The sequence below is a fragment of the Pseudovibrio sp. SCP20 genome (assembly GCF_057774105.1).
Genome location: NZ_JBYMDH010000004.1, coordinates 433,634 through 456,982 on the forward strand (window position 1 = coordinate 433,634; position 23,349 = coordinate 456,982).

Annotated in this window: 20 protein-coding genes and 1 riboswitch; of the genes, 11 read left to right on the plus strand and 9 right to left on the minus strand. The window is 52.9% G+C overall.

The window, feature by feature from the left end; genetic code table 11:
- The 6 genes from hutH (at position 1) to AC3CB2_RS17925 (ending at position 7,619) form a co-directional block, all read left to right on the plus strand.
- Positions 1 to 1,569, plus strand: coding sequence for a histidine ammonia-lyase (gene hutH, locus AC3CB2_RS17900; protein ID WP_352935000.1), 1,569 nt, complete (start codon positions 1 to 3; stop codon positions 1,567 to 1,569).
- Positions 1,570 to 2,397 (plus strand): N-formylglutamate deformylase, encoded by an 828-nt coding sequence (gene hutG / locus AC3CB2_RS17905; RefSeq protein ID WP_352935003.1) that lies wholly within the window; start codon positions 1,570 to 1,572, stop codon positions 2,395 to 2,397.
- An 11-nt stretch (positions 2,398 to 2,408) separates the two neighbouring features.
- The gene (gene hutU, locus AC3CB2_RS17910; protein ID WP_352935006.1) at positions 2,409 to 4,094 is read left to right on the plus strand and encodes a urocanate hydratase; all 1,686 of its coding nucleotides are present in this window, start codon (positions 2,409 to 2,411) and stop codon (positions 4,092 to 4,094) included.
- A 159-nt stretch (positions 4,095 to 4,253) separates the two neighbouring features.
- On the plus strand, positions 4,254 to 5,354 hold the full coding sequence (locus AC3CB2_RS17915) for a TRAP transporter substrate-binding protein (RefSeq protein WP_014283772.1): 1,101 nt from the start codon (positions 4,254 to 4,256) through the stop codon (positions 5,352 to 5,354).
- A gap of 190 nt (positions 5,355 to 5,544) precedes the next feature.
- Complete coding sequence (locus AC3CB2_RS17920) at positions 5,545 to 6,063, plus strand: TRAP transporter small permease subunit (protein WP_352935009.1); 519 nt, start codon at positions 5,545 to 5,547, stop codon at positions 6,061 to 6,063.
- Complete coding sequence (locus AC3CB2_RS17925; protein ID WP_352935012.1) at positions 6,060 to 7,619, plus strand: TRAP transporter large permease; 1,560 nt, start codon at positions 6,060 to 6,062, stop codon at positions 7,617 to 7,619. The genes AC3CB2_RS17920 and AC3CB2_RS17925 overlap by 4 nt, the downstream gene beginning before the upstream one ends.
- A 53-nt stretch (positions 7,620 to 7,672) precedes the next feature.
- Here AC3CB2_RS17925 and AC3CB2_RS17930 read toward each other — a convergent pair whose 3' ends face one another.
- A complete protein-coding gene (locus tag AC3CB2_RS17930; protein WP_352935015.1) occupies positions 7,673 to 8,029 on the minus strand; it encodes a winged helix-turn-helix transcriptional regulator in 357 nt (118 codons plus the stop codon).
- 84 nt (positions 8,030 to 8,113) lie between these two features.
- On the opposite strand from AC3CB2_RS17930, the gene AC3CB2_RS17935 reads away from it, so the two are divergent.
- Positions 8,114 to 8,563: a GFA family protein gene (locus AC3CB2_RS17935; RefSeq protein WP_014283768.1), complete on the plus strand. Its 450-nt coding sequence runs from the start codon at positions 8,114 to 8,116 to the stop codon at positions 8,561 to 8,563.
- Positions 8,564 to 8,696: 133 nt separating this feature from the next.
- Here the strand turns inward: AC3CB2_RS17935 and AC3CB2_RS17940 are convergent, their stop codons facing one another.
- On the minus strand, positions 8,697 to 9,959 hold the full coding sequence (locus tag AC3CB2_RS17940) for a NupC/NupG family nucleoside CNT transporter (RefSeq protein WP_014283767.1): 1,263 nt from the start codon (positions 9,957 to 9,959) through the stop codon (positions 8,697 to 8,699).
- A gap of 577 nt (positions 9,960 to 10,536) precedes the next feature.
- Here AC3CB2_RS17940 and AC3CB2_RS17945 point away from each other — a divergent pair.
- On the plus strand, positions 10,537 to 11,463 hold the full coding sequence (locus tag AC3CB2_RS17945; RefSeq protein ID WP_352935019.1) for a LysR substrate-binding domain-containing protein: 927 nt from the start codon (positions 10,537 to 10,539) through the stop codon (positions 11,461 to 11,463).
- Between the two features lie 29 nt (positions 11,464 to 11,492).
- Here AC3CB2_RS17945 and AC3CB2_RS17950 read toward each other — a convergent pair whose 3' ends face one another.
- The 7 genes from AC3CB2_RS17950 to AC3CB2_RS17980 form a co-directional block, all read right to left on the minus strand.
- Entirely contained in the window at positions 11,493 to 12,590 is a 1,098-nt protein-coding gene (locus AC3CB2_RS17950; protein WP_352935022.1) for an ABC transporter ATP-binding protein, read from the minus strand.
- Position 12,591: 1 nt separating this feature from the next.
- On the minus strand, positions 12,592 to 13,656 hold the full coding sequence (locus AC3CB2_RS17955) for a Gfo/Idh/MocA family oxidoreductase (RefSeq protein WP_352935025.1): 1,065 nt from the start codon (positions 13,654 to 13,656) through the stop codon (positions 12,592 to 12,594).
- Complete coding sequence (locus AC3CB2_RS17960; RefSeq protein ID WP_352935028.1) at positions 13,653 to 14,498, minus strand: carbohydrate ABC transporter permease; 846 nt, start codon at positions 14,496 to 14,498, stop codon at positions 13,653 to 13,655. The genes AC3CB2_RS17955 and AC3CB2_RS17960 overlap by 4 nt, the downstream gene beginning before the upstream one ends.
- Before the next feature lie 7 nt (positions 14,499 to 14,505).
- Positions 14,506 to 15,438: a carbohydrate ABC transporter permease gene (locus tag AC3CB2_RS17965; protein ID WP_352935149.1), complete on the minus strand. Its 933-nt coding sequence runs from the start codon at positions 15,436 to 15,438 to the stop codon at positions 14,506 to 14,508.
- 94 nt (positions 15,439 to 15,532) lie between these two features.
- Complete coding sequence (locus AC3CB2_RS17970; RefSeq protein WP_352935031.1) at positions 15,533 to 16,789, minus strand: ABC transporter substrate-binding protein; 1,257 nt, start codon at positions 16,787 to 16,789, stop codon at positions 15,533 to 15,535.
- A 129-nt stretch (positions 16,790 to 16,918) separates the two neighbouring features.
- Entirely contained in the window at positions 16,919 to 17,866 is a 948-nt protein-coding gene (locus AC3CB2_RS17975) for an N-acetylmuramic acid 6-phosphate etherase (RefSeq protein WP_352935034.1), read from the minus strand.
- 166 nt (positions 17,867 to 18,032) lie between these two features.
- Positions 18,033 to 20,000: a metallophosphoesterase family protein gene (locus AC3CB2_RS17980; RefSeq protein ID WP_352935037.1), complete on the minus strand. Its 1,968-nt coding sequence runs from the start codon at positions 19,998 to 20,000 to the stop codon at positions 18,033 to 18,035.
- Positions 20,001 to 20,183: 183 nt separating this feature from the next.
- Positions 20,184 to 20,304: riboswitch (TPP riboswitch) on the plus strand.
- Between the two features lie 113 nt (positions 20,305 to 20,417).
- Here AC3CB2_RS17980 and thiC point away from each other — a divergent pair.
- The 3 genes from thiC to thiS are packed head-to-tail and all read left to right on the plus strand — an operon-like array spanning position 20,418 to position 23,349.
- Entirely contained in the window at positions 20,418 to 22,217 is a 1,800-nt protein-coding gene (thiC, locus tag AC3CB2_RS17985) for a phosphomethylpyrimidine synthase ThiC (RefSeq protein WP_352935040.1), read from the plus strand.
- Entirely contained in the window at positions 22,214 to 23,155 is a 942-nt protein-coding gene (locus AC3CB2_RS17990; protein ID WP_352935043.1) for an FAD-dependent oxidoreductase, read from the plus strand. The genes thiC and AC3CB2_RS17990 overlap by 4 nt, the downstream gene beginning before the upstream one ends.
- On the plus strand, positions 23,152 to 23,349 hold the full coding sequence (gene thiS / locus AC3CB2_RS17995; RefSeq protein ID WP_352935046.1) for a sulfur carrier protein ThiS: 198 nt from the start codon (positions 23,152 to 23,154) through the stop codon (positions 23,347 to 23,349). The genes AC3CB2_RS17990 and thiS overlap by 4 nt, the downstream gene beginning before the upstream one ends.

Below are 23,349 nucleotides of genomic sequence, written 5' to 3' on the forward strand. Positions count from 1 at the left end.
ATGACGACTTCCCCTTCCACTTCTTCCAGACCTAAGCTGGTTATAAAGCCGGGAGAACTTACCCTCGCTCAGCTTCGCCAGATCTACCGCGAAGAGACGAATGTCGAGCTGGATCGTTCCTGCAAAGACGGTGTTGAGCGAGCCGCTGCGATTGTTCAGAGCGCAGCACAGGGTGATACGCCGGTGTATGGGGTAAACACGGGTTTCGGTAAGCTTGCTTCGGTTAAAATTCCGGCTGAAGATACTGCTACCTTGCAGAGAAACCTCATTCTTTCGCACTGTTGCGGTGTTGGTGAGGTTCTGCCGCAAAACATCGTGCGTTTGGTGATTGTGCTCAAACTTGCCTCTTTGGGTCGTGGCGCTTCTGGTGTTCGTTGGGAGCTGATTGAGTGCCTTGAGCGGATGCTGGAGCACAATGTTGTGCCTGTGGTTCCGGGTCAAGGCAGTGTTGGTGCATCCGGTGATCTGGCGCCTCTCTCTCACGTGGCTGCTGTGATGCTGGGTGAAGGCGAAGCATTCTTTGGTGGCGTGCGCGTTTCTGGCAAAGAAGCGATGCAGCTGGCTGGCATTCCGACAATTCAGCTGGCGGCAAAGGAAGGCCTTGCGCTGATCAATGGAACACAGGTGTCGACCGCTCTGGCTTTGGCCTGTTTGTTCCAGGCCCATCGTCTTGCAAAAACTGCGTTGATTACCGGCGCGATGTCCGTAGACGCGCTGATGGGGTCAGGTGCTCCATTCCGGCCTGAAATCCATGAGCTGCGCGGCCACAAAGGACAGATTTCTGCTGCGGCTACCATTCGCGAGCTGATGTCTGGCTCAGCAATTCGCGAAAGCCATCGTGAGGATGATGAGCGTGTGCAGGATCCTTACTGCCTGCGCTGTCAACCACAGGTGATGGGAGCGGTGTTAGGGCTGCTTGCTCAAGTGGGATATACGCTGGAGATTGAAGCAAACGCGGTGACAGATAACCCACTGGTGTTCAAAGACGGTTCTGTTGTTTCCGGCGGCAATTTCCATGCTGAGCCTGTTGCGTTTGCAGCTGATCAGACTGCACTTGCCATTGCTGAAATCGGGGCGATTGCACAGCGCCGGATTGCAACGCTGGTTGATCCGGCACTTAACTACGGTCTGCCGCCCTTCCTGACGCCTAATCCGGGCCTCAACTCTGGTTTCATGATCGCGGATGTTACGTCTGCGGCGCTTTACAGCGAGAACAAGCAGCGGGCTGCGCCATGTTCCGTAGATTCCACACCGACCAGTGCCAACCAAGAAGACCATGTTTCTATGGCAACCCATGCTGCACGGCGTTTGATCGACATGAACTCCAACCTTTCCAAAATCATCGGTATTGAGTTGCTGATGGCTGCACAGGGCATTGAGTTCCGTGTTCCGCTCAAAACCAGCCCGATCCTACAGGATGTTGTGGCTGCGGTGCGCGAAGAGATCGATGAGCTGGAAGATGATCGCTACATGGCGCCGGATCTTGAGAAAGCTGCAGAGCTTGTTGCTTCTGGCCGGATTTTTGATGCAGCCAGCAAAGCTCAGTTCTTTAAGTTAGAGGAGGCCTGATTGACCTACTCCTTCTCACCACTGATCAAAAAAGGGGACAGCCCGATTGTGCTGGCTCAGCCGCATGGTGGTACTGATGTGCCACTGGCGATCTGGGACAGGTTCAATTCTGTCGGGCAAGCACTGGCCGATACGGATTGGCACATCAACCGCCTGTATGATGATTTGCTTGAGAATGCCAGTGTGATCCAGACGCCTGTGCATCGCTATGTGATTGATGCCAATCGTGACCCTGCGGGTGTTTCGCTCTATCCCGGTCAGAACACCACTACACTCTGCCCGTTGACAGACTTTGATGGCCGTCCGATCTATCGCGATGGACAGGAACCATCAGAAGATGAAGTTGAAGAGCGCCGCGCAAAATTCCACGCGCCTTATCATGATGCGATTGCGGAGGAACTGGAGCGCGTAAGGCAGAAGTTTGGTGTGGTCGTTCTTTATGACTGCCATTCCATCCGCTCCAACATCCCGTTTCTGTTTGAAGGTGAGCTGCCTGTGTTCAACATTGGTACCAATGTTGGGCAGACCTGCGCTCCGATGATTGAGAAGATCACCGTTGATGCCTGCCGTGCAGATACCAGTGTAGAAACGGTAGTGAATGCTCGCTTTAAAGGTGGCTGGACCACTCGTCACTACGGCAAGCCTGAGACTGGTATCCATGCCATTCAGATGGAGACTGCACAGCGGGCTTACATGTTTGAGCAGAGCCCATGGGCTTACGCTCCAGAGCACGCCGACAAAACACGTGCCACTCTCAAATCCATTCTTTCTCAGTTAGAAGCGCAGGCCCTTGCAGGGGCATTTTCAAGCGCCAGTACAAGTCGCTAACGGAGCCGACCATGACCGATACGCTCACTCAAGATCCTCGCAAGAACACTCGCGATATCTTTCCACCAACCGGACCAGAGCTGAACGCAAAGAGCTGGTTGACGGAAGCGCCAATGCGCATGCTCATGAACAATCTGCATCCTGATGTGGCTGAGAACCCGCATGAACTGGTGGTTTATGGTGGCATCGGCCGCGCTGCACGGACATGGAAAGACTTTGACACCATTGTCGACACGCTGAAGAAACTGGAAGCCGATGAAACTCTGTTGGTTCAATCCGGCAAGCCAGTTGGCGTGTTCCGGACGCATGAGAATGCACCGCGTGTGCTGATCGCCAACTCCAACCTCGTCCCACATTGGGCGAACTGGGATCACTTTAACGAGCTGGATAAAAAAGGTCTGGCGATGTACGGCCAGATGACTGCTGGCTCGTGGATCTACATTGGCTCTCAGGGCATTGTTCAGGGTACTTACGAAACCTTTGTTGAGGCGGGTCGTCAGCACTACGGCGGAGACCTGAAAGGCAAGTGGATCCTGACCGGTGGTCTCGGCGGTATGGGGGGAGCTCAACCACTTGCAGCAGTGATGGCAGGCGCATGCTGTCTGGCCGTTGAGTGTAACGAAGACAGCATCGATTTCCGCCTGCGCACTAAATACGTCGATGAAAAAGCCAAGACGCTTGATGAAGCGCTGGAGATGATTGAGCGCTGGACCGCAGCTGGCAAAGCCAAGTCTGTTGGCTTGCTCGGCAATGCTGCCGACATCTTCGCTGAGCTTGTTGAGCGTGGTGTTCGCCCAGACATTGTGACTGACCAGACTTCCGCTCATGATCCAATCAATGGCTATCTGCCACAAGGCTGGACCATGGCAGAGTGGAAGGAAAAGCGCGAGAGTGATCCTAAAGCCGTTGAGAAAGCTGCTCGGGCTTCCATGAAGGTGCATGTGAAGGCGATGCTGGACTTCCATGAGTGCGGTATTCCAACAGTTGATTACGGCAACAACATCCGCCAGATGGCGTTTGAGGAAGGCCTGGAAAATGCTTTCGACTTCCCAGGCTTCGTTCCCGCTTACATTCGCCCGTTGTTCTGTAAAGGTGTTGGGCCATTCCGTTGGGCAGCGCTTTCAGGTGATCCTGAGGACATCTACAAGACAGACCAGAAGGTGAAGGAACTCATCCCAGATGATCCGCACCTGCACAACTGGCTGGATATGGCGCGCGAGCGTATTTCCTTCCAGGGTTTGCCTGCGCGTATTTGCTGGGTTGGTCTGGGCCAGCGTCACCGCCTTGGCCTTGCGTTCAACGAAATGGTTCGTAACGGTGAGCTGAAGGCACCAGTAGTTATTGGTCGTGACCATCTGGATTCTGGATCCGTTGCTTCTCCAAACCGCGAAACTGAGTCTATGATGGATGGCTCTGATGCCGTTTCTGACTGGCCTCTGCTCAACGCTCTGCTGAACACAGCATCCGGCGCAACCTGGGTGTCATTGCACCACGGTGGCGGCGTTGGAATGGGCTTTTCCCAGCATTCCGGCATGGTGATTTGCTGTGACGGAACTTCGGGTGCAGACGAGCGCATTGGCCGCGTTCTTTGGAATGACCCTGCGACAGGTGTTATGCGCCATGCGGACGCAGGCTACCAATTGGCAATTGATTGCGCCAAGGAGAATGGTTTGAACTTACCTTCACTAGGTAAGTAACTGATTCAGTAAGACAAACTCGCCCTAGGTAAGTTTTAATTTCCGTTTCCGGGCAAACTGGTTCAGCCGCGTATTTTTGGCATTCCAGACTTTACACAAAACCGATGAGGGACCGTGCTCTGCGGCCCCTTGTTATTCTAATTTTTGAGGGGAAAAATTATGAAGAGACGTGATTTTCTTAAGGGTGCAGGTGTTGCAGCAACTGGCGTCGCCGCTGCTTCTGCTCTGGCAGCTCCGGCTGTAGCTTCCGACAAGATCAAGTGGAAGATGGTCACCTCGTGGCCTAAGAACCTTCCGGGTCCTGGCGTTGCAGCGCAGATGCTTGCAGACCGTATCACCATGCTTTCCGGTGGTCGCATTGAGGTGAAGCTCTATGCCGCTGGTGAACTGGTTCCGGGCCGTGGTGTGTTTGATGCAGTATCGGAGGGGACTGCAGAACTTTACCACTCAGTGCCTGCGTATTGGGGCTCCAAGTCCAAAGGCTTCCTGCTGTTTGGTTCTCAACCTTTCGGTTTGACCGCAGATGAGCAGTACGGCTGGATGGCACATGGTGGTGGTCAGGCTCTCTATGATGAGATGTATGCCCGCTTTAACCTGAAGCCGTTCCTGTGTGGCAACTCTGGTCCTCAGGCTGCTGGCTGGTTCCGCACCGAGATCAATTCTGCTGAAGACCTGAAAGGTCTGCGCTTCCGTACAACCGGCCTTGCTTCTGAAATGTGTACCAAGATGGGTATGGCGGTTCAGGCTATGGGTGGCCGTGACATGTTCCAGGCTCTGCAGACTGGTACATTGGATGCTGGTGAGTTTATCGGTCCTTGGACAGACTCTGCTCTAGGCTTCTATCAGGTTGCCAAGAACTATTACTTCCCAGGCGTAGGCGAGCCAAGCTCGGCAGAAGAATGTGCCGTCAACTCCGAGGCTTACAATGCCCTGCCAGATGATCTGAAGCAGGTTGTCGCGTTCGCTTGTTCGTCGCTCTACAACGATGTTTGGACTGAGTACACCACCAACCACGCGAAGGCTTTGAAGAAGCTGGTTGCTGAAAAAGGTGTGATGGTGAAGAACCTGCCAGAAGACGTTCTGCTGGCAATGGGCAACGCTGCTGGTGAAGTCATCGGCGAACTGCGTGAGAATGACGATGAGCTGGTGAAGCGCATCACAGAGAGCTTCCTCACCTACCGTGAATCCATGAAGGAATACAAACCTCTGGCAGATAACGGCCAGATGAACATGCGCCTTCTGGATATCAACTACGGATAAGCAGCTGTCACCTTGCAAACACCAGTTTGCTGACATTTTCTGCACGACACAAAGTCGGGGCTTCTGGCCCCGGCTGTTCTCCTGCTTTCTTCAGTTCAGCCGCGTCTCATCCGCCGATAACCGGTTCCCATAGTTTTGAGATGCGCTCTGGAAAGCCAAGAAAATACTCTGGCCTGATCGGATTTTACCGATGACCTCTGTTGTTTCGAAACTCGACGCAATCAACCGTTTGGTTGGCCATACCATCCGCTGGTTTGCGTTGCTCATGCTGCTCTTGCAGTTTGGGATCGTTCTGCTGCGTTATCTGTTTGGCGTCAGCTACATCTTCCTCGGCGAAGGCGTGCTTTACATGCATGCTTCTGTTTTCATGCTTGGCGCTGGCTATACGCTTTTGGCTGACAAGCATGTACGCGTCGATATCTTTTACGGGCAGGCGTCTCCCAAGGCCAAAGCCATCATCAATCTGATCGGTGCTCTGTTCTTTTTGCTGCCTACTGTTGGCCTGCTGCTCTGGATCAGCTGGCCCTTTGTTTACAACAGCTGGAAGATCCTTGAAGGACCGATTTCAGTCGGTGGTATTCCTGCAAGCTTCCTGCTTAAGAGCCTTATTCCTGCATTTTGTGGTCTCCTGATCATTCAGGGCATCTCCGGCATTTTGCGGGATGGGCTGTTTTTGTGCGGCGTTGATGTTGAGGAGCCAAAGCTTTGACTGAGTTTCTCGACATCTTCATGTTCGCAGGCCTGTGCTTTGCGATTCTGCTGGGCTATCCGGTGGCCTTCACCATCGCCGGTGTGGCCGTGCTCTTTGCTATTCTTGGAGCGATGACCGGCGCGTTTGACACCGGGCTGTTGGGTGCGCTTTCACAGCGCATTTTCGGTACGATGACCAACAACGTGCTGATTGCGATCCCACTCTTTGTGTTCATGGGGTTGGTACTTGAACGCAGCCGCATTGCAGAAGATTTGCTGGAAGAGATGGGCAAGCTGTTCGGCTCACTGCGCGGTGGTCTGGGTATCTCTGTTGTGCTCGTTGGTGGGCTGCTGGCAGCCTCAACAGGGATCGTGGGCGCCACTGTGGTGACAATGGCGTTGATCGCTTTGCCGACCATGCTGCGTAACGGGTATGACCCTAAGCTCGCGGCAGGCACTGTGTGTACCGCAGGCACGCTCGGGCAGATCATTCCCCCATCCACTTTGCTGATCATCCTTTCTGAAGTGATGTCCAATGCCTATCAGCAGGCACAGTTTGCAGAAGGTAAGTTCACCGTAGAGACCATCAGCGTAGGCCAGACCTTCGCGGCTGCGCTGGTTCCTGGTCTGATGCTGGTGGGCGTCTATATCGTATACCTGCTGATCCGCGCCTACCTTCAGCCAAGCTCTGCGCCTGCCATGGACAAGCGTGTACTGGGCGAGACATCGGCACGTCGGATTGCTTCTGTTCTCATCCCACCAGTAGCGCTGATAATCGCGGTTCTGGGTTCCATTCTGGGCGGTGTTGCAACGCCGACAGAAGCGGCTGCGGTTGGCGCAGTGGGTGCTTTGCTGTTGGCGGGTTTCCGGCTGAGCAACGGCAAATCCAACTTATTGCTTGGAGCGAGTGTTGTGGCTCTGCTGGCAGTGATCGCACTGGCTGGGATGACCACTATCCGCTTGCAACGCAGCGAGTTGACTGTCGCTGATTATGGCCTTGCTGGTGTTGCTATTATGCTGCTGATCATTGGCATCAGCGGTCTGCTTCAGAGCGTTATGCGTATGTGGCGGTCTCAGTTGCTCGCGCCGGTGATGACCAACACTCTGTCCATCTCAGCGATGATCTTCGCGACGATCATCGGAGCGAGCGTGTTCTCTCTGATTTTCCGAGGTCTTGGTGGTGACGCTCGCATTGAGGAGCTGATCTCTGCGATGCCGGGTGGAGAGATGGGTGCCTTGCTGTTTGTGATGGCGCTGATCTTTGCCCTCGGCTTCTTCATGGATTTCGTAGAGATCTCCGTGATCCTGCTGCCGATTGTTGGCCCTACCCTGCTCATGATGGGTTTTGATCCTATCTGGCTTTCTGTAATGATCGCTATCAACCTGCAGACCAGCTTCCTGACACCGCCATTTGGGTTCTCGCTGTTCTACCTTCGTGGTGCGGCCCCGCCTGAGATCACAACGGGTATGATCTACAAGGGTGTGCTGCCTTATATCCTGCTGCAGATTGTCGGGATGGGGCTGGTCTGGTTCTTCCCTCAGATCGCAACCTGGTTGCCGTCAGTTCTGTTCTGACAAGAAGAGATAGCAGAATTTGAGAAAGGCTGGATGTCACGTCCAGCCTTTTTCTATATGCGCTTCTGCATGAAGCTTTCCGGCGGGATCCATGTTTCAGGCATGTGCTTGTTGGCCCACCGACACATTTCCTGAAGCACAGGCAAGATATCCTTGCCGCGATCTGACAGCAGATATTGGTAGCGTTTGGGATTCGATTGGTAGAGCTCTTTGGTGACCATGCCAGCCGCTTCCAGCTGATTCAGGCGAACGGTCAGAACGCTTGTCGTGATCTTTTCCGGTGAACTCAGGAACTCTGAGAAGATCTTTTTTCCGTTGAACATATCCCGCAGGATCAAAAGGCTCCAGCGGTCTCCGACGATATCTAGCGTATTCGCGATGGGGCAGCCGGAACGGTTTTCGGTTGACATACCGCCATTCTCTCCTATTGTGTATAGTAACTTGCAATTTACAAGTCACTAAAACATCTCTCAACTCAGACTAAGGATAGTATCATGGAAAGCGCATTTACAGGGTCTTGCCTTTGCGGGAATGTACAGCTGAAATCAAGAATGAAGCCGCAGATGGCCGCGCATTGCCACTGTGATGACTGTCGTAAGTCATCGGGAACAGGGCATTGCACCCATGCGGCCCTACCTAAAGAAGCGGTGGAAGTGACTGGGGAGCTCACCTTTTTCGACAAACCTGCTGATAGCGGGAATGTGGTCACACGGGGCTTTTGCCCAACCTGCGGCAGTGCGATGTACTCACTCAACTCATCTATGACAGATCTGATCTTCGTGCGTGCATCAGCTGTTGATCAGCCGGAGGTTATTGAGCCTCAGGTGAATGTGTATGCCAGCCGAGCACCATCCTGGGATGAGATTGATCCAAAGCTTCCAGCTTTTCCGGAAATGCCTCCGCAAGGGTCTCGAGAAGTTATCGAAGAAGGCGTTCACGAGTAACGCTTCTTTCCTGTGAAGCAGAGAAGCGTACACCCCCAACGTAGCGCAGTCTGTTTTTCTGACACAAATAGAAACGGGGAGAGCAAAGCTCCCCCCGTCACAGGCAATTCAGAGATTAAGGAAGAAAACTCTCTTACATTGCCAATGAGATAAAGATACCCGCGATTGCTGCGCTCATGAGGTTTGAGCAGGTTGCAGCCAACAGTGTGCGAGGACCATACTTCGCGATGAAGTTCATGCGGTTTGGAGCCAGAACACCCAGACCACCGATGAGAATACCCATGGAAGAGATGTTCGCGAAGCCGCAGAGTGCAAAGGAAACGATTGCTTTGGTCTTTTCCTGAATGACCGGCAGACCCATTTCCACTGCGGTGGCGTCTACGAGGTAGTTCTTCAGGTCGAGGTAAGCGACGAACTCGTTCACAACCAGCTTTTTACCGATCAGGGAACCTGCGACACCAATGTCAGCCATTGGAACACCCAGAAGGTAAGCGATTGGAGCGAAGATCCAGCCGAGGATCATTTCCAGAGACAGATCGAAACCAGCGAAATCACCAACACCACCGAGGATCAGGTTCACCAGAGTGATCAGACCGATCATTGCAACAAGGTTTGCACCGATCGCGCCAGCGAGCTGAAGACCGTTCATTGCGCCCTGACCAGCAGCAGCGAGCACGTTCTCTGGCTTTTCGTCGCCAAAGCTCATGTCTTTTTCAACGGTGTAGTTGGTTTCTTCAGTTTCTGGCAGGATCAGTTTTGCGAAGAGAAGACCGCCTGGAGCAGCCATGAAGGATGCTGCGAGGAGGAATTCGATCTTAACGCCCATCAGCGCATAACCGCCGAGAACAGTACCTGCAACAGAAGCCATACCACCACACATGATGGCGAAGAACTCACTGTCGGACATCTTTGGCATGTAAGGCTTCACAACGAGTGGAGCTTCAGTCTGGCCCACGAACACGTTGGAAACTGCAGACATGGATTCGGCCTGGGAGGTACCCAGCAGTTTCGCCATGCCACCACCGATGACGCGAATAACGATCTGCATAACACCGAGGTGGTACAGAACAGCGATCAGTGCAGAGAAGAAGATAACGAGGCAAAGCACGTTGAAGGCAAACACGAAGCCAACGGTGTCGGAAAGTGAACCGTTGGTGAGGTTGCCGAAGAGGAAGTTAACACCGGAACGACCACTGTCGATCACACCGGCAATGCCCGTTGACATTGCGTGAAGAATGGCACGGCCAGCTGGAACGTAAAGAACGAAAGCGCCGATACCGATCTGGAGAGCCAGCGCACCACCTACGGTGCGGAGGTTAATCGCTTTGCGATTGGTTGAAACCAATACAGCAATAACGATCAGTGTAGCGATGCCAAGAAAACCTGTTGCGAACATTATGAGCTCCTCCCAGAGGCTCTGAGGTAAGTTGTTGATTATGGTTGGGGAGAATTTTGAGGTGCCGAAAGGCGACTAACCGTACCCACCTTCACGTGGACAGTTGAGATGGCCACCCGCATCCAACAAACGCTTTCCTATTGAAAAACAATGTAAAACGCCTGCGGTTGTAGAACCTTCCAATACCTCAAAGGGAATTACCGCTGCTGACAGAGTACGTACGGTGGGAGTTCGTGCGTAAGAGCCGTCGGTCTCCATGGAAGCGAGGCATACGACAGGCGCAGCACACTCACCTTGCGTAGGTGCGAATGTGGACTGACCCAATTGCATAATTTGCCTCACCTTTTAACTAATTCCCTTCGGTGAGGGCAAACTAGTTGCCTGAGAGGCAATTATTAAGTTTTTTAAATATATCAATCGTTTCGAACTTCGAAACAAACTATAAAATATTACGTAGAAAACCACGCCAGATAAGGATTATTTCGTAGATTATAGTTCTTGCAGAACATATAGAATAAAAATAGTAGAACTTTAAGAGCTACAACCTAGACAATAATAAAAACAACAAAACAAGTTCATGCACGACCTCATTACATCCGGGCGCATTACTTTGCGTATGCTGCGTTACTTTCATCAAGTTGCAGTAAGTGGGCACTTTGGCCGCGCAGCGGAAGAGCTGCATATTTCTAAGTCACCAATGTCCATACAAATCAAAGAGTTGGAAGTTGCCCTTGGCCTATCACTCTTTCATCGAGACTCCCGAAATGTTTCTCTCACAGCAGCAGGGCGCGTGCTGAAGCGTGAGTGCGAACAGATTTTCAACACGTTGGATTACGCCATAACCAATACGCAGCGGCAGGGCCGCGCGGAAAACTCGACCCTGAGCATTGGAATGGTGAGCAGTGCCTTCCTCGATGGATTTGCAAACTTACTTTCAGATTTCAAGGGCAAGCATCCAGATTGTTCTCTAAATTTTACCGAGCTGGCTCCTAATCAACAGAAGGAAGCACTCGACGGGGGCACCATCGATCTGGGCATTTGTCGCTATGGCGATACGCTCAATGAGCCAGCTTTAAACTCCAAAGTATTGGTGCGAGAAAATCTTATTCTGGCAGTCCATAATACCCACCCATTGAAGGACCGTAGGGTGGTCGCACTGGAAGAGCTAAAAGATGAGGAAATGGCGGTATTGGATCGCAGTATGTCCAATTCAACGCCATTTTTGATCGCCCGGTGCAAAGATCAGGGGTTCTATCCTAAGGCTGCTTTTGAGGTTCAAGAGCCAAGTACGCTATTGGCTTTAGTCGCTTCGGGACAGGCGATTGCGCTGGTCAGCGATTGCTTCCGTAGCCAGAAATCCAAGAATGTCCGGTTTATTCGACTGAAGGAAGACATTCCCGCCGACCTTTGTGCCATCTACAAAAAGAACTATGAGACCGAAATTCTGCGCAAGTTTCTGCAGTTTATCGAGTTCGACTACAAACCGCAGATTGACGAGAACTGAGGGACCAAGCCTGCCCCTCAGTTCAGCTGCTAAGCAGTTTCCTGCTCAACGATGCTCACTTCCATTCGTTTGCCTGTGTCTGCGTTAAACAGGTGAACACCTGATATGCCCAACTCCACATAGACTTCATCACCAGTCTGACGCTGTATCTCCGGGTTCTCCCGAACCACCATTTGCTCGCCGGTTTTCAGCTCAACATGCACATAGGTGGTGTCGCCCAGGTACTCCTCAAGCAGTACTTCAGCTTTCAGATAGCCCTCCCCTGCTTTGTCGTACAAAGCGCAGTGAGATGGGCGGATGCCGAGCGTGACATTCGATGGAATGACCGAGGCCTTATTGGAAACAGGAAGCTCTGTGCCATCCTTCAGTTGAGCGCTCTTCTCCGTCAACTTGTCCAGTTGCAGGAAGTTCATGGTGGGGGAGCCGATAAAGCTGGCGACGAACAGGTTGGCTGGTCGCTCATACAGATCTCGCGGCGTCCCGACTTGCTGGATTTCACCATCATTCATCACCACAATCCGATCTGCCAGTGTCATGGCCTCCACCTGATCGTGGGTTACGTAGACCATTGTGGCGGATAAGCGTTGGTGAAGGCGGGCAATTTCCAAACGCACCTGACCACGTAAAGCCGCATCCAAATTAGAAAGAGGTTCATCAAAGAGAAAAACCTTCGGGTCTCGGACAATTGCACGACCGATTGCAACACGTTGGCGCTGACCGCCTGAGAGCTGGGACGGTTTTCTGTCCATCAATGCATCCAGCTCTAATGCTCTTGCGCTTTCAGCCACTCGTTCCTTGATTTCTGCCTTCGAGTAACCAGCCTGTTTGAGCACCAGCTCCATGTTCCCACGCACGCTGAGATGCGGATAAAGAGCATAGGTTTGGAAGACCATCGCGATTTCGCGCTTTGAGGGTGGCAAGTGGGCGATGGATTTGTCGTCAATCGCGATATCGCCTGCACTTTCATCTTCCAGCCCCGCCATGATGCGTAAAAGCGTGGATTTTCCGCAGCCGGATGGGCCTAGCAAGACAAGGAACTCGCCGGACTTGATACTCAGATCAATTCCATCCAGCACATTTTCAGCGCCAAAGGACTTGTAGAGAGAGGAGATTTTTAGATTAGCCATATTACAAGTCCAGTTTCTGTGCTTTACCAGTTCGCACTGCTTGATCTGCTGCCAGAACAACAGCCAGTGAGTTCACTGCTGCATTCATGTGGTCTTCCAGATCCAGATCTTCGCGGATAGCTTTGAGTACAAAGGCTTGCTCCCTGTCGCATAGCGCCTGATGCCCCGGTTCGCCTTCCATACTGAGCACATCATCCTGTCGCGTGAACTCGCCATTGGCGTTTGTGTCGCCGTAATGGACACGAATGGTGGAGGTTTTGGTATGCATATCGATATCGTCAGAGCGCGCTTCGCCTTCCATGACGATGGAGACGCTTCCGTTCTTTGACACGACATCTTTCACAAAGAACGCGGTTTCTGACATCATCGGACCCCACCCTGCTTCGTACCAGCCGACGGAGCCATCCTCGAACAGCACCTGAAGGTGGCCGTAGTTGTACATGTCGTCCGGCAGTTCATCACTTAACCTCATGCCCATGCCTCGCACCTCAACAGGCTTGGCATCGGTGATCTGGCACATGACGTCGATGTAGTGAACGCCGCAGTCCACGATGGGCGATGTGGTTTGCATCAGTTGCTTATGCGTTTGCCAGGTGGCTCCACTGGACTGTTGGTTCAGGTTCATGCGGAACACATAAGGTCCACCCAGCTTGCGAGATTGCTCAATGAGTGTTGTCCAGGATGGATGGTGACGCAGGATATACCCGACGACGAGCTTGCGCCCCAGCTTGCGGGCCGTTTCAACAACGCTTTGGGCATCTTCAAGTGTGGTAGCCAATGGCTTTTCGACAAAGATATCTGCGCCTGCTTCCATAGCCATGACGGCATACTCTGCGTGGCTGTCAGAGTAGGTGCAGATGGAGACGAGGTCAGGTTTGGCCTCCACCAGCACCTGCGCGAAGTCATGCTGGATTGTGTAGTGAGTCAGCTCTTCTGGTAACTCGACAGGAGAGCGGTTGATCAGGCCAACGATCTCAAACCCCGGATTGGCTTCATACGCCAGAGCGTGAGACTTGCCCATGTTTCCAAGGCCTACCACGAGGACGCGAATAGGTTTGTCACTCATTTGACTGCTCCTGAGGTTAGGCCCCGGATAAGCTGGCGCGAGAAGATCGTGTAAAGCACAAGCACTGGGATGATCGCCAATGCCATGGCCGCCAGAATTGCATTCCAGTTGTTGGTGAACTGCCCCACAAACACCTGCGCACCGAGTGTGAGTGTTTTGGTGTGCTCAGCCGGTGCAAGAATGAGTGGGAACCAGAGATCATTCCAGACCGGGATCATCGAGAACACTGCTACCGTCGCCATTGCGGGTCTGACCAGAGGTAGGACAAGGCGGAAGAAGATGGAATATTCGGAGAGACCATCGATACGACCTGCGGATTTGAGATCTGACGAGACCGTAGACATGAACTCTGAGAGGATGAAGATCGCCAGCGGCAGGCCTTGAGCGGTGTAGACCAGAATGAGCGCCCAATGGGTGTTCACCAGATCCGTCGTGACCATGAGGCGGAGAATACCGACTGTACCCAGCCGGATTGGGATCATAATGCCCAGAGCCATATAGAGCCCCAGTAAGCGGTTGCCGCGGAACTTGTATTCACTGAGCGCGAAAGCAGCCATGGCCCCAAACAGCAGGATGAAGAAAAGGCTGGCACCGGTCACAAAAAGCGAGTTCCAGAAATACAGCGGGAAGTTGCCTTGCTGCAGCACTGTTGTGTAACCAACCAGATCCAGAGTTTCAGAAGTTGGGAACTCCAACGGTTGGCGGAAGATCGCTTTTTTTGCTTTGAGCGAGTTGATCAAAATGAGGAGCACCGGGAAAAGCGCGATCACTGCAAAGGCGAGCAGGATTACATGCGCGCCCAGTTCTGCCATTCTGTTTCGTCTTGCACGAGAAATAGCCATTTGCGCCTCACATCTCGTAGCGTGTCAGCTTACGCTGAATGAAGAAGAGGTAGATGGCAACACCCGTCAGGATGATGAAGAACATCACCGTTGCGATGGCAGCCCCCATGTTGGGATCACCCGGCTGGAGTTGTTGCCCGTAGAACGTTCGGTAAAGGATCGTTCCCAACAGATCGGTCGAGAAGTTTGGTCCTGCCAGTGGTCCTTGCGTGGTGTAGATCAGGTCGAACGCATTGAAGTTGCCCACGAATGTGAGGATCGAGATGATGCCGATGGTTGGCAGAATAAGGACCAGTTTGATTTTGAAGAACTGAGAAATGCCGGTCACGCCATCACATTCAGCGGCTTCAATCACCTCATCTGGAATAGAAAGCAGTGCGGCATAGATCAGCATCATAGGAATGCCAATGAACTGCCAGACGGAAATGAGAGAGAGTGTGGTGAGCGCGGTTTCTTCCTTGCCAAGGAACGGTAGATACCAGCTGCCTAGCCCGACGGACTTCATCAGGCCTTTCGACACGCCCCAGAGCGGAGACAGCATCAGCTTCCAGACGAAACCGACCACCACGAAGGACAGCAGCGTCGGCATGAAGATGGCGGTGCGGTAGAGCTTTTTGCCCGGCAGGTGGACCATTGAGAGCAAAGCTGCAATCAGAATGCCGATCGGATTCTGCACCAGCATATGGATCAGGAAGAAATAGCAATTGTTCCAAAGCGAGTTCAGGAATGGTTCGACCCAATATGGATCGAAGAACAGCTTGATGTAGTTCTCCAACCCGACAAATGAGACCACCTGAGTGGTCGTGTCTCTTTGGAAGAACGAAAAGCGCAGGGTTTCAGCCAGCGGCAGGATCATGATCATCGTATAGACGATGACTGCCGGTGCCAGAAAGACGAGTACGTGCCAGCGAAACGGCTTCTTTTTCCGTTCACTGACCATAAGGTCTTGTTCCACTTCTATCATCTCTCATTGCAAGGCAGATGCGCAGGCGAGCTGCACATCTGCTGTTTTGTGTTCAGGTAGGAGAGATGCCTTAGTCCATCTGAGGCTCGTACCAGGAGCTCAGCCCCTTCTGCAGCTGGTTGGCTGCATCCTGAGGTGACTGCTTGCCATTGATGACGTTTGCAGAAACCACCCACATTTCGTTCCAGAGGTTTGGCGTACCGCGAGAAACGATCTGTGCAGCTGAGCGGTTGGTGGACTGACAGTCTTTACGCCATGAGATGAACTCATCTGCCAGCGGATCAGACAGGGAGATCTCATGCTTGGACAAGGAGAAGAAGCCCGGAACAGCGTTGGAATAGAGTTCCGCAAACTCTTTGGTACCCATCCACTCCAGGAACTTCATCGCAGCTTCGGCATTTGGAGATGCTGCATTCAGGCCGATGCCGATATCGGTGTGGTCTGATATGTAGCAGCTGTCACCTTCTGCTGGCAGAGGTGGACGGAATGCGCCCAGTTTGAAGTCTGCATCACGGTTGAAGCCTGCGATTTCCCATGAACCTGATGGATAGATTGCGGCACGGCCCAGCGTAAAGAGTGTCTGACTGTCCGGATAGGATTGAGCTTCATAGCCGTCACCAAGGTATGGTCCCCAGCTGGCCAGAACCTCAAACGGCTTCACCCAGCCTTCGTCTGTCAGTTTGCCTGTACCGGCGACGATGGCTTTGCGGCCCTCTTCACCCTTCCAGTACATAGGACCGATGTTCTGGTAACCCATGGCAGCGGATTCCCACTGATCCAGTGTGCCCATGGCCATTGGAATGTAGTTGTCATCTTCCTTGATTTTGTCGAGCACTGCCATGAACTCAGCCTGAGTTTTTGGTGGCTCGACACCGATCTCAGCGAAGGCATCCTTGTTGTAGATGAAGCCGTGGATCACTGCAGCCATTGGCACGCAGAAAGTCGCGCTGCCATCATCCGTACTCCAGGCACCTTTGGCTGAATCCGGGAAGTTGTCGAGCGTTGCCATGCCCTGAAGGTTCTTCAGGTAGCCTTTGCTGTAAAGGTCCAGCGAACCGTCGAACGGGCGACAGGTGATCAGATCACCAGCGGTGCCACCTTCCAGCTTTGCATTGAGTGCCGCATTGTACTGCACCGGAGCAGTTGGCGTGAACTTGATTTTGATATCGGGATGCGCCTTCATAAACGCAGGCAGAATGGTTTCCTGCCAGATGCTCAAATCATCGTTACGCCAGCTTTCAATTGTCAGCTCTGAAGCGGCAAATGCGAAGGACGCGGAGCCCAGCAGCAAAGACGCAGCAATGCCCGATGACAAATAGTGTTTCATAAATTCCTCCCATAACAAATGATCGAATACCGCCTTGAAAAACTGCCGGTATCGCAATTCGCCTGCCCCCCAGCGGGCGAATATTCTTTTAGGCATCAGGTGATTGAAATAGCTCACCTGATGCAAAAGCTATTCGGGTTGATGCAACCCAAGAACCTGAAGAGATTCTCTCAAATCTCCCTGAGTTTCTACCAATACATTGGTGGCTTGTTGTTTGGTTGCACCAAGCACCAACAGTACAGCCAGCTTAATCTGACTACCGCTTTCATGCAGAGATGCTGCAGCTTTTTCCTGCGAACAACCCGTGAGTGAGACCACCATGTCTTTTGCGCGCTGATCCAGTTTATCGTTGGTCAGCTGCATATCGACCATGTAACCGCGATATACCTTGTTCAGCCTCACCATCAGGGCAGTGGAGAACAGGTTGAGAGCTGCCTTTTGGCTAGTCCCTGCTGATAGTCGCGTAGAGCCAGCCAGCACTTCCGCACCAGTTCTTAAAAGAATTTCGTGCTCCGCATCTGCCAGCAATGGACTCTGCGGATTGTTGGCTAATGATATGGTCAGTGCACCTGAGGCACGGGCTGTCTGGATTGCAGCACGGGTGAATGGCGTGGTTCCACTGGCAGCCAGACCCAATACAACGTCCTGAACGCCAACCTTATGTTCTATGATAAAGTTTCGGCCTGCTTCTACGCTGTCTTCGGCTCCTTCCTGAGGACGCAGAAGACCTGCTTCGCCGCCTGCCAAACCGTAGATCAAACGCTCTTCTGGCCAACCGAATGTGGGAATGAGTTCAATGCCGTCCAGTACGCCAAGACGACCTGAAGTTCCTGCCCCAACATAAACGAGCCGCCCCTCGCCTGCCTGTAGTCGCTGAGCAGCCGCATCAATTGCGGTCTCCAGTTCTCCCAGTGCTGCCCAGACTGCATTGAGGGCCTGCACTTGGCCACCCAGCAATGCTTTGAGAACCTCATCGGTCCCCCATGTTTCCAAGCCTGCGTAACGTGAAGATCTTTGCTCGGTTTCTCGCCATTCTCGTGGATTGGAATGTTCTGGAAACCCGACTTTTCTGGACATGCTGGACACGAGACTCTCCCTGATACCAATAGCATACCAACAACTCGCGATATGGCAATGATATATTAGAGAGAGCCCTTAATTTGGGTAATTCTAATAAATTTCCAGCATTTACCTGAGACAGTTGCAGACCACAGGTATTATTTTGGCTCTAGATTTTTTGCTGTTAATCCCAGCGAGCTTCTTCTTCCCGGCGTACGAACACAACCTGCCGACCATCTGGCAGCAGCTGGCTGATTTGATCGGGCCCACCATGTTCGTCAAACTCAACTAATCCAATGCCACTTGCATTCAGCAGGCGGCGACCGTGTTGTGTGCCAACCGGTTTGCGCGGGATCACTTTCATCCCACGGCGTCTCGTGAGCCAGTTTAGCGGTGAGCGCGGCGCATAGAGCCAACGGTTCAGATGATCGAGTTTGTCCAGCAGCTTTGCGGGGAACTCGTTCTTGATGCCGCTACTGCAGATTTGCCAGATGTCCGGCCCTCTGGAATGGCCGCGCAGTTCTACGTCATACACAAACGAGTAATGCACATCTCCGGAGAGGATCGTGAAACGGTCTGGCGTTTTCCGGTGACGGAACACATTCAAAATGCCATCTGCCGTTCCCGGATGAGCCATCCAGTATTCAGCGTCCACCATGAGTGGCTTGCCCATGAAGGTGAGTAACTTCTGAAGGGTCTCAATCAGCTTAACCCCGAAAATCGGCGCAGCGGACACAAGCAGAACGGCATCTTTGCCGCGTAAAGATCGTTGAAGGTCTGTGACGGCCTCCCAATCTAACAGACCAGAAGGCAGATACCCTGCACGCTCTGATCTCCATCTGCGTGTGCGGGTATCCAGCACCAACAGTGGCGGATCCAGCTCCCAGTGGTAGTCCCAGTTCTCAAAGTCAAAGAGGTGATCCAGAAACTCATCGTAGGCGCTTGTGCCGGGTGTCTTGAAAACCTCAGTCATCTCATCCAGCAGACCACCCGCGAAGGCTTCCGGTTTATTGCCCCAGCCCTGATTGAGCATGTAGGCGCATAAAGCATTGCCGATGATGCGGCGGGAGAACGGGTGACCATAGGCGGTCTCTTCCCAATCGCGATTGAGATTCCAGTCGTCCGTGACATCATGATCATCAAAGATCATCGCAACTGGCAAATGCGCAAAGAGCCTGCGGACTTGGCTCAGGCCTGAGACAAACTCCTTCAGGATTTCCTGCTCTGTCTCATAAAGCTCTGTTTCTTCAGGTGTTAGACCCTCAGGTTTATCTGTCTCAACCAGATCCCAAGCAGCGGGAGACCAGACAAGCAGATACATTGCCAAAAATTCAGCAAGTGTAATCAGATGGTTGTGAGCATGGTCTGCCGTAAAAATCGGCTTCTCTACCCCGCCAAACAAGACAACCCAGAGCTTCCGGTTCTTCTCCAGATTAGGCAGAAACTTTTCACGCCGATAGTAGGTATCACCATGGCTATACAGATCTGATGCAACGTCGGGGATCTTGCTTTCCAAGCCACTCAACTGCTCTTCTGAAATGCCAAGCTTTTCGATGAGCGAATGGATTGCTCGCAGCATTGGGCCAGCAACGTCATCAGAGTAAATCTGGTCACCGCTCATCACCAATGCAGCGGGCCAATTTTCCTGATCGATCTTGGTCCCACCATTCGATGCAATATGCTTTGCCAGAAACTGGTCCGCAGCAACCAAACCATCACCAGACTCGTGATGTGGCTTGCGGCAAGAGCCGTGCAGAAGCGAAGACACTTTGGAGCTGAGAAGGAAGCCGGGAAGCGATTGACCTTCATAACAAAGATCAGGTGCCCAAGCCGTTTGATCTTGCCAGCCTGCTGCCTCATCATCTGCCATGCGCAAAGATAGGCGATAGTCGACCCAGACATCCTGTGGCAGCGGCTGATGGAGCGGAAGATCGATCAACAGGTAATGGAGGTGCGTGCCTGCTGAAATCAGGTTCACCTCTGCCTGCTTTTTGGAAAGCTCATAGGTTTGCGGATCACCGCCTTGGGGCAGGAGCTCCAGCTTTACATCTGCCGGTGCGCGGACAGCGAGCCAGAAGGTTAAACGGGTGGTTTCTAATCGCCGCAGAATAGGGCCGACAAGAACAGACGGGAGAGAAGAGGTTTCAGGCATTCGTTGATATTATTAGTTGCGATATCCAGAAGTGAAATTCGTAGATGAGAGATAGGTGCGCAAACCTCAAAATCCAATAAGGGCCAACAACTCCTCTCTCACCAAAGCCAAACTACAGAAGATTTCTGAACCTCACCTGAACCGAACCTGCCTTGACAGGCCCTTCTAATAGGTCTAGCAAAAACACGTATGCAGGGGAGTCTCACCTAGGAGACTGAGAGGCTGACAGAGCGCAAACTCGGCGACGCGACCCTTTGAACCTGACCCAGTTGATACTGGCGTAGGAAGCACGGGTCGCGCGGCCTGTTATCAGGGGTATTGTATCCACCGCGATCCACTCAGCAGGAGATCTTCCTGCCGTTTCCCAGCCAAAACTCATCTGGTGTCTTTCGAGTTATGAACTTGAGGAGCACCATTATGACTAGCCCAAAGCCATCCATCACCACAGGCTCCTTGCCTGCATCACGCAAGATCTACGTGAATGGCAATCTGCATGAAGACGTGCGTGTCCCGATGCGCGAAATCAGCGTCCATCCAACAGCAGGCGAACCACCGTTGCCAATCTATGACAGCTCCGGCCCCTACACTGATCCTGCTGTCACAACCAGTATTTCCGAAGGTCTGCCAACAGTACGGCGCAAGTGGATCAAGGCTCGCGGAGATGTGGAAGTTTATGAAGGTCGTGAGATCAAACCAGAAGACAACGGTTTCGCGCAGGGTGAGCGGTTGGTTGCCGAATTTCCGGTGAAGCCGCAGCCGCTGCGTGGCAAGGACGGCAAGGCTGTGACACAGCTGGCTTATGCCCGCGCAGGCATCATCACGCCGGAGATGGAGTTTGTTGCTATCCGCGAGAACCAGATGCGGGAAGCGGCCTCAGAAGAGCGGTCCGGCAATGACTGGGGCGCGAGCATTCCTGATTACGTGACGCCGGAGTTTGTTCGGGACGAAGTAGCGGCAGGTCGTGCAATTATCCCCTCCAACATCAATCACCCAGAGAGCGAGCCGATGATCATTGGCCGAAACTTTCTGGTCAAGATCAACGCCAATATGGGCACGTCCGCTGTCACCTCCTCCATGGAGGAAGAGGTAGACAAGATGGTCTGGGCGATCCGTTGGGGAGCGGATACGGTTATGGACCTCTCAACTGGTCGGAACATTCACAACACTCGCGAGTGGATCATCCGCAATAGCCCGGTGCCGATTGGCACGGTTCCGCTTTATCAGGCACTGGAGAAGGTGAATGGCATTGCTGAAGACCTGACTTGGGAGATCTTCCGTGACACGCTGATCGAGCAGGCTGAGCAAGGGGTTGATTACTTCACCATTCATGCCGGCGTACGTCTGCACATGGTGCCGATGACTGTGAACCGCGTAACTGGCATTGTTTCTCGTGGCGGCTCCATCATGGCCAAGTGGTGTCTCCATCATCACAAGGAAAGCTTCCTTTATGAGCATTTTGCGGAGATCTGCGATATCTGCCGCCAGTATGATGTGGCCTTCTCCCTTGGTGATGGTTTACGTCCAGGTTCCATTGCGGATGCCAATGATGAAGCACAGTTTGCAGAACTGGAAACGCTTGGCGAGCTGACCAAGATCGCTTGGGCCAAGGATTGTCAGGTGATGATTGAAGGTCCGGGCCATGTGGCCATGCATAAGATCAAGGAGAACATGGATAAGCAGCTGGAATGCTGTCATGAAGCTCCGTTCTACACGCTTGGCCCTCTCACCACTGACATTGCTCCTGGTTATGACCACATCACTTCCGGCATCGGCGCCGCGATGATTGGTTGGTTTGGCTGTGCCATGCTTTGCTATGTGACGCCTAAGGAGCATCTGGGGTTGCCGGATCGGGATGACGTGAAGACTGGCGTAATCACCTACAAGATTGCAGCTCATGCTGCTGATTTGGCCAAGGGATTGCCGGGTGCTCAGCGACGGGATGATGCCTTGTCTCGTGCGCGCTTTGAGTTCCGTTGGGAGGATCAGTTCAACCTATCCCTCGACCCGGAAACAGCGCGCAACTTCCATGATGAAACATTACCGAAAGACGCGCACAAGGTGGCGCATTTCTGTTCCATGTGCGGACCTAAATTCTGCTCCATGCGGATCTCTCATGACATCCGCGCAGAAGCTCAAAAGGAAGGCATGGAAGCGATGGCGGCCAAGTTCCGTGAAGGTGGTGAGCTTTACCTTCCATTGGCGGAGGCAGAGCAGTGATTACGATTGCAGGAGCTGGCCTTGCGGGGCTGGCTTCCGCCTATGAACTGGCAAAGCGTGGTGGATCTGTCACCATCTTCGAGAGGGCAGAACAACCCGGAGAAAACAGCGTTGCCCGGTTCGCAGGTGGTATGCTGGCCCCTTTTTGTGAACGAGAAAATGCGGAAGAGAATGTCATCACACTTGGATGCACCGCGGCTGATTGGTGGGCTCAGGTCACACCAGTTACACGGCATGGAACGCTTGTGATGGCACCGCCCCGAGATCAGGCAGAACTGACACGGTTTGCACGTCGGACATCTCATTTTGATGAAGTTGATGGGCAGATAATCGCTCAGCTTGAACCTGCTTTGAAAGGTCGGTTTGAGCGAGGGCTTTTCTTCAAAGAAGAGGCGCATCTTGATCCAAGGCAGGCGCTTGTTGATCTGACAAAGGCAGTTGAAGAGCTTGGCGTGGAGATCCGCTATGGCACTGACGCACCTTCGCGGGTTGATCTCAACTGCACGGCGATGGCAGCTGGTCTGCCTGACTTGCGGGCTGTTCGTGGTGAGATGGCTGTTTTGCATTGCCCGGAGGTTGAGCTGTCTCGTGTCATCCGTCTCTTGCATCCGCGTATGCCGCTTTATCTGGTGCCGCGTTCTGATGGCCTCTTCATGATTGGGGGGACGATGGTTGAGAGTAACTCAGACCGGCCGCCTACACTCAGATCTCTCACCGAGATGATGAGCGCGGCCTTCGCAATTCATCCTGCCTTTGCAGAGGCAAGCGTGGTGGAGATTGGAGCAGGTTTACGGCCTGCGTTCCCTGACAACCTTCCTTGCCTTGTTGAGAACGATGGTGTGCTTCACCTCAACGGGCTTTATCGCCATGGCTTTTTGCTGGCTCCGGCAATGGCACAGCAAGCAGCGGAGCAGCTTTTATCGGAGACATGCAAATGAAGATCATCGTGAATGCAGAACCGCGCGAGGTTGCTGGCAAAACTTTGGCTGATGCTCTTACCGATCTGGAGTTTACCAGCCCAGCGATCGCAGCAGCCCTGAATGGTAACTTCGTACCGCGTGAGGACTATCCAGAAACGCCACTTTCAGATGGCGACAAGCTGGAAGTTCTGGCTCCAATGCAGGGAGGTTGA

Bases quoted from the DNA above. Each gene is read 5' to 3' on its own strand.
- hutH (WP_352935000.1), top strand. From the start codon at position 1: ATGACGACTTCCCCTTCCACTTCTTCCAGACCTAAGCTGGTTATAAAG.
- hutU (WP_352935006.1), top strand. From the start codon at position 2,409: ATGACCGATACGCTCACTCAAGATCCTCGCAAGAACACTCGCGATATC.
- AC3CB2_RS17915 (WP_014283772.1), top strand. From the start codon at position 4,254: ATGAAGAGACGTGATTTTCTTAAGGGTGCAGGTGTTGCAGCAACTGGC.
- AC3CB2_RS17920 (WP_352935009.1), top strand. From the start codon at position 5,545: ATGACCTCTGTTGTTTCGAAACTCGACGCAATCAACCGTTTGGTTGGC.
- AC3CB2_RS17930 (WP_352935015.1), bottom strand. From the start codon at position 8,029: ATGTCAACCGAAAACCGTTCCGGCTGCCCCATCGCGAATACGCTAGAT.
- AC3CB2_RS17935 (WP_014283768.1), top strand. From the start codon at position 8,114: ATGGAAAGCGCATTTACAGGGTCTTGCCTTTGCGGGAATGTACAGCTG.
- AC3CB2_RS17940 (WP_014283767.1), bottom strand. From the start codon at position 9,959: ATGTTCGCAACAGGTTTTCTTGGCATCGCTACACTGATCGTTATTGCT.
- AC3CB2_RS17945 (WP_352935019.1), top strand. From the start codon at position 10,537: ATGCACGACCTCATTACATCCGGGCGCATTACTTTGCGTATGCTGCGT.
- AC3CB2_RS17950 (WP_352935022.1), bottom strand. From the start codon at position 12,590: ATGGCTAATCTAAAAATCTCCTCTCTCTACAAGTCCTTTGGCGCTGAA.
- AC3CB2_RS17955 (WP_352935025.1), bottom strand. From the start codon at position 13,656: ATGAGTGACAAACCTATTCGCGTCCTCGTGGTAGGCCTTGGAAACATG.
- AC3CB2_RS17960 (WP_352935028.1), bottom strand. From the start codon at position 14,498: ATGGCTATTTCTCGTGCAAGACGAAACAGAATGGCAGAACTGGGCGCG.
- AC3CB2_RS17965 (WP_352935149.1), bottom strand. From the start codon at position 15,438: ATGGTCAGTGAACGGAAAAAGAAGCCGTTTCGCTGGCACGTACTCGTC.
- AC3CB2_RS17970 (WP_352935031.1), bottom strand. From the start codon at position 16,789: ATGAAACACTATTTGTCATCGGGCATTGCTGCGTCTTTGCTGCTGGGC.
- AC3CB2_RS17975 (WP_352935034.1), bottom strand. From the start codon at position 17,866: ATGTCCAGAAAAGTCGGGTTTCCAGAACATTCCAATCCACGAGAATGG.
- AC3CB2_RS17980 (WP_352935037.1), bottom strand. From the start codon at position 20,000: ATGCCTGAAACCTCTTCTCTCCCGTCTGTTCTTGTCGGCCCTATTCTG.
- thiC (WP_352935040.1), top strand. From the start codon at position 20,418: ATGACTAGCCCAAAGCCATCCATCACCACAGGCTCCTTGCCTGCATCA.
- thiS (WP_352935046.1), top strand. From the start codon at position 23,152: ATGAAGATCATCGTGAATGCAGAACCGCGCGAGGTTGCTGGCAAAACT.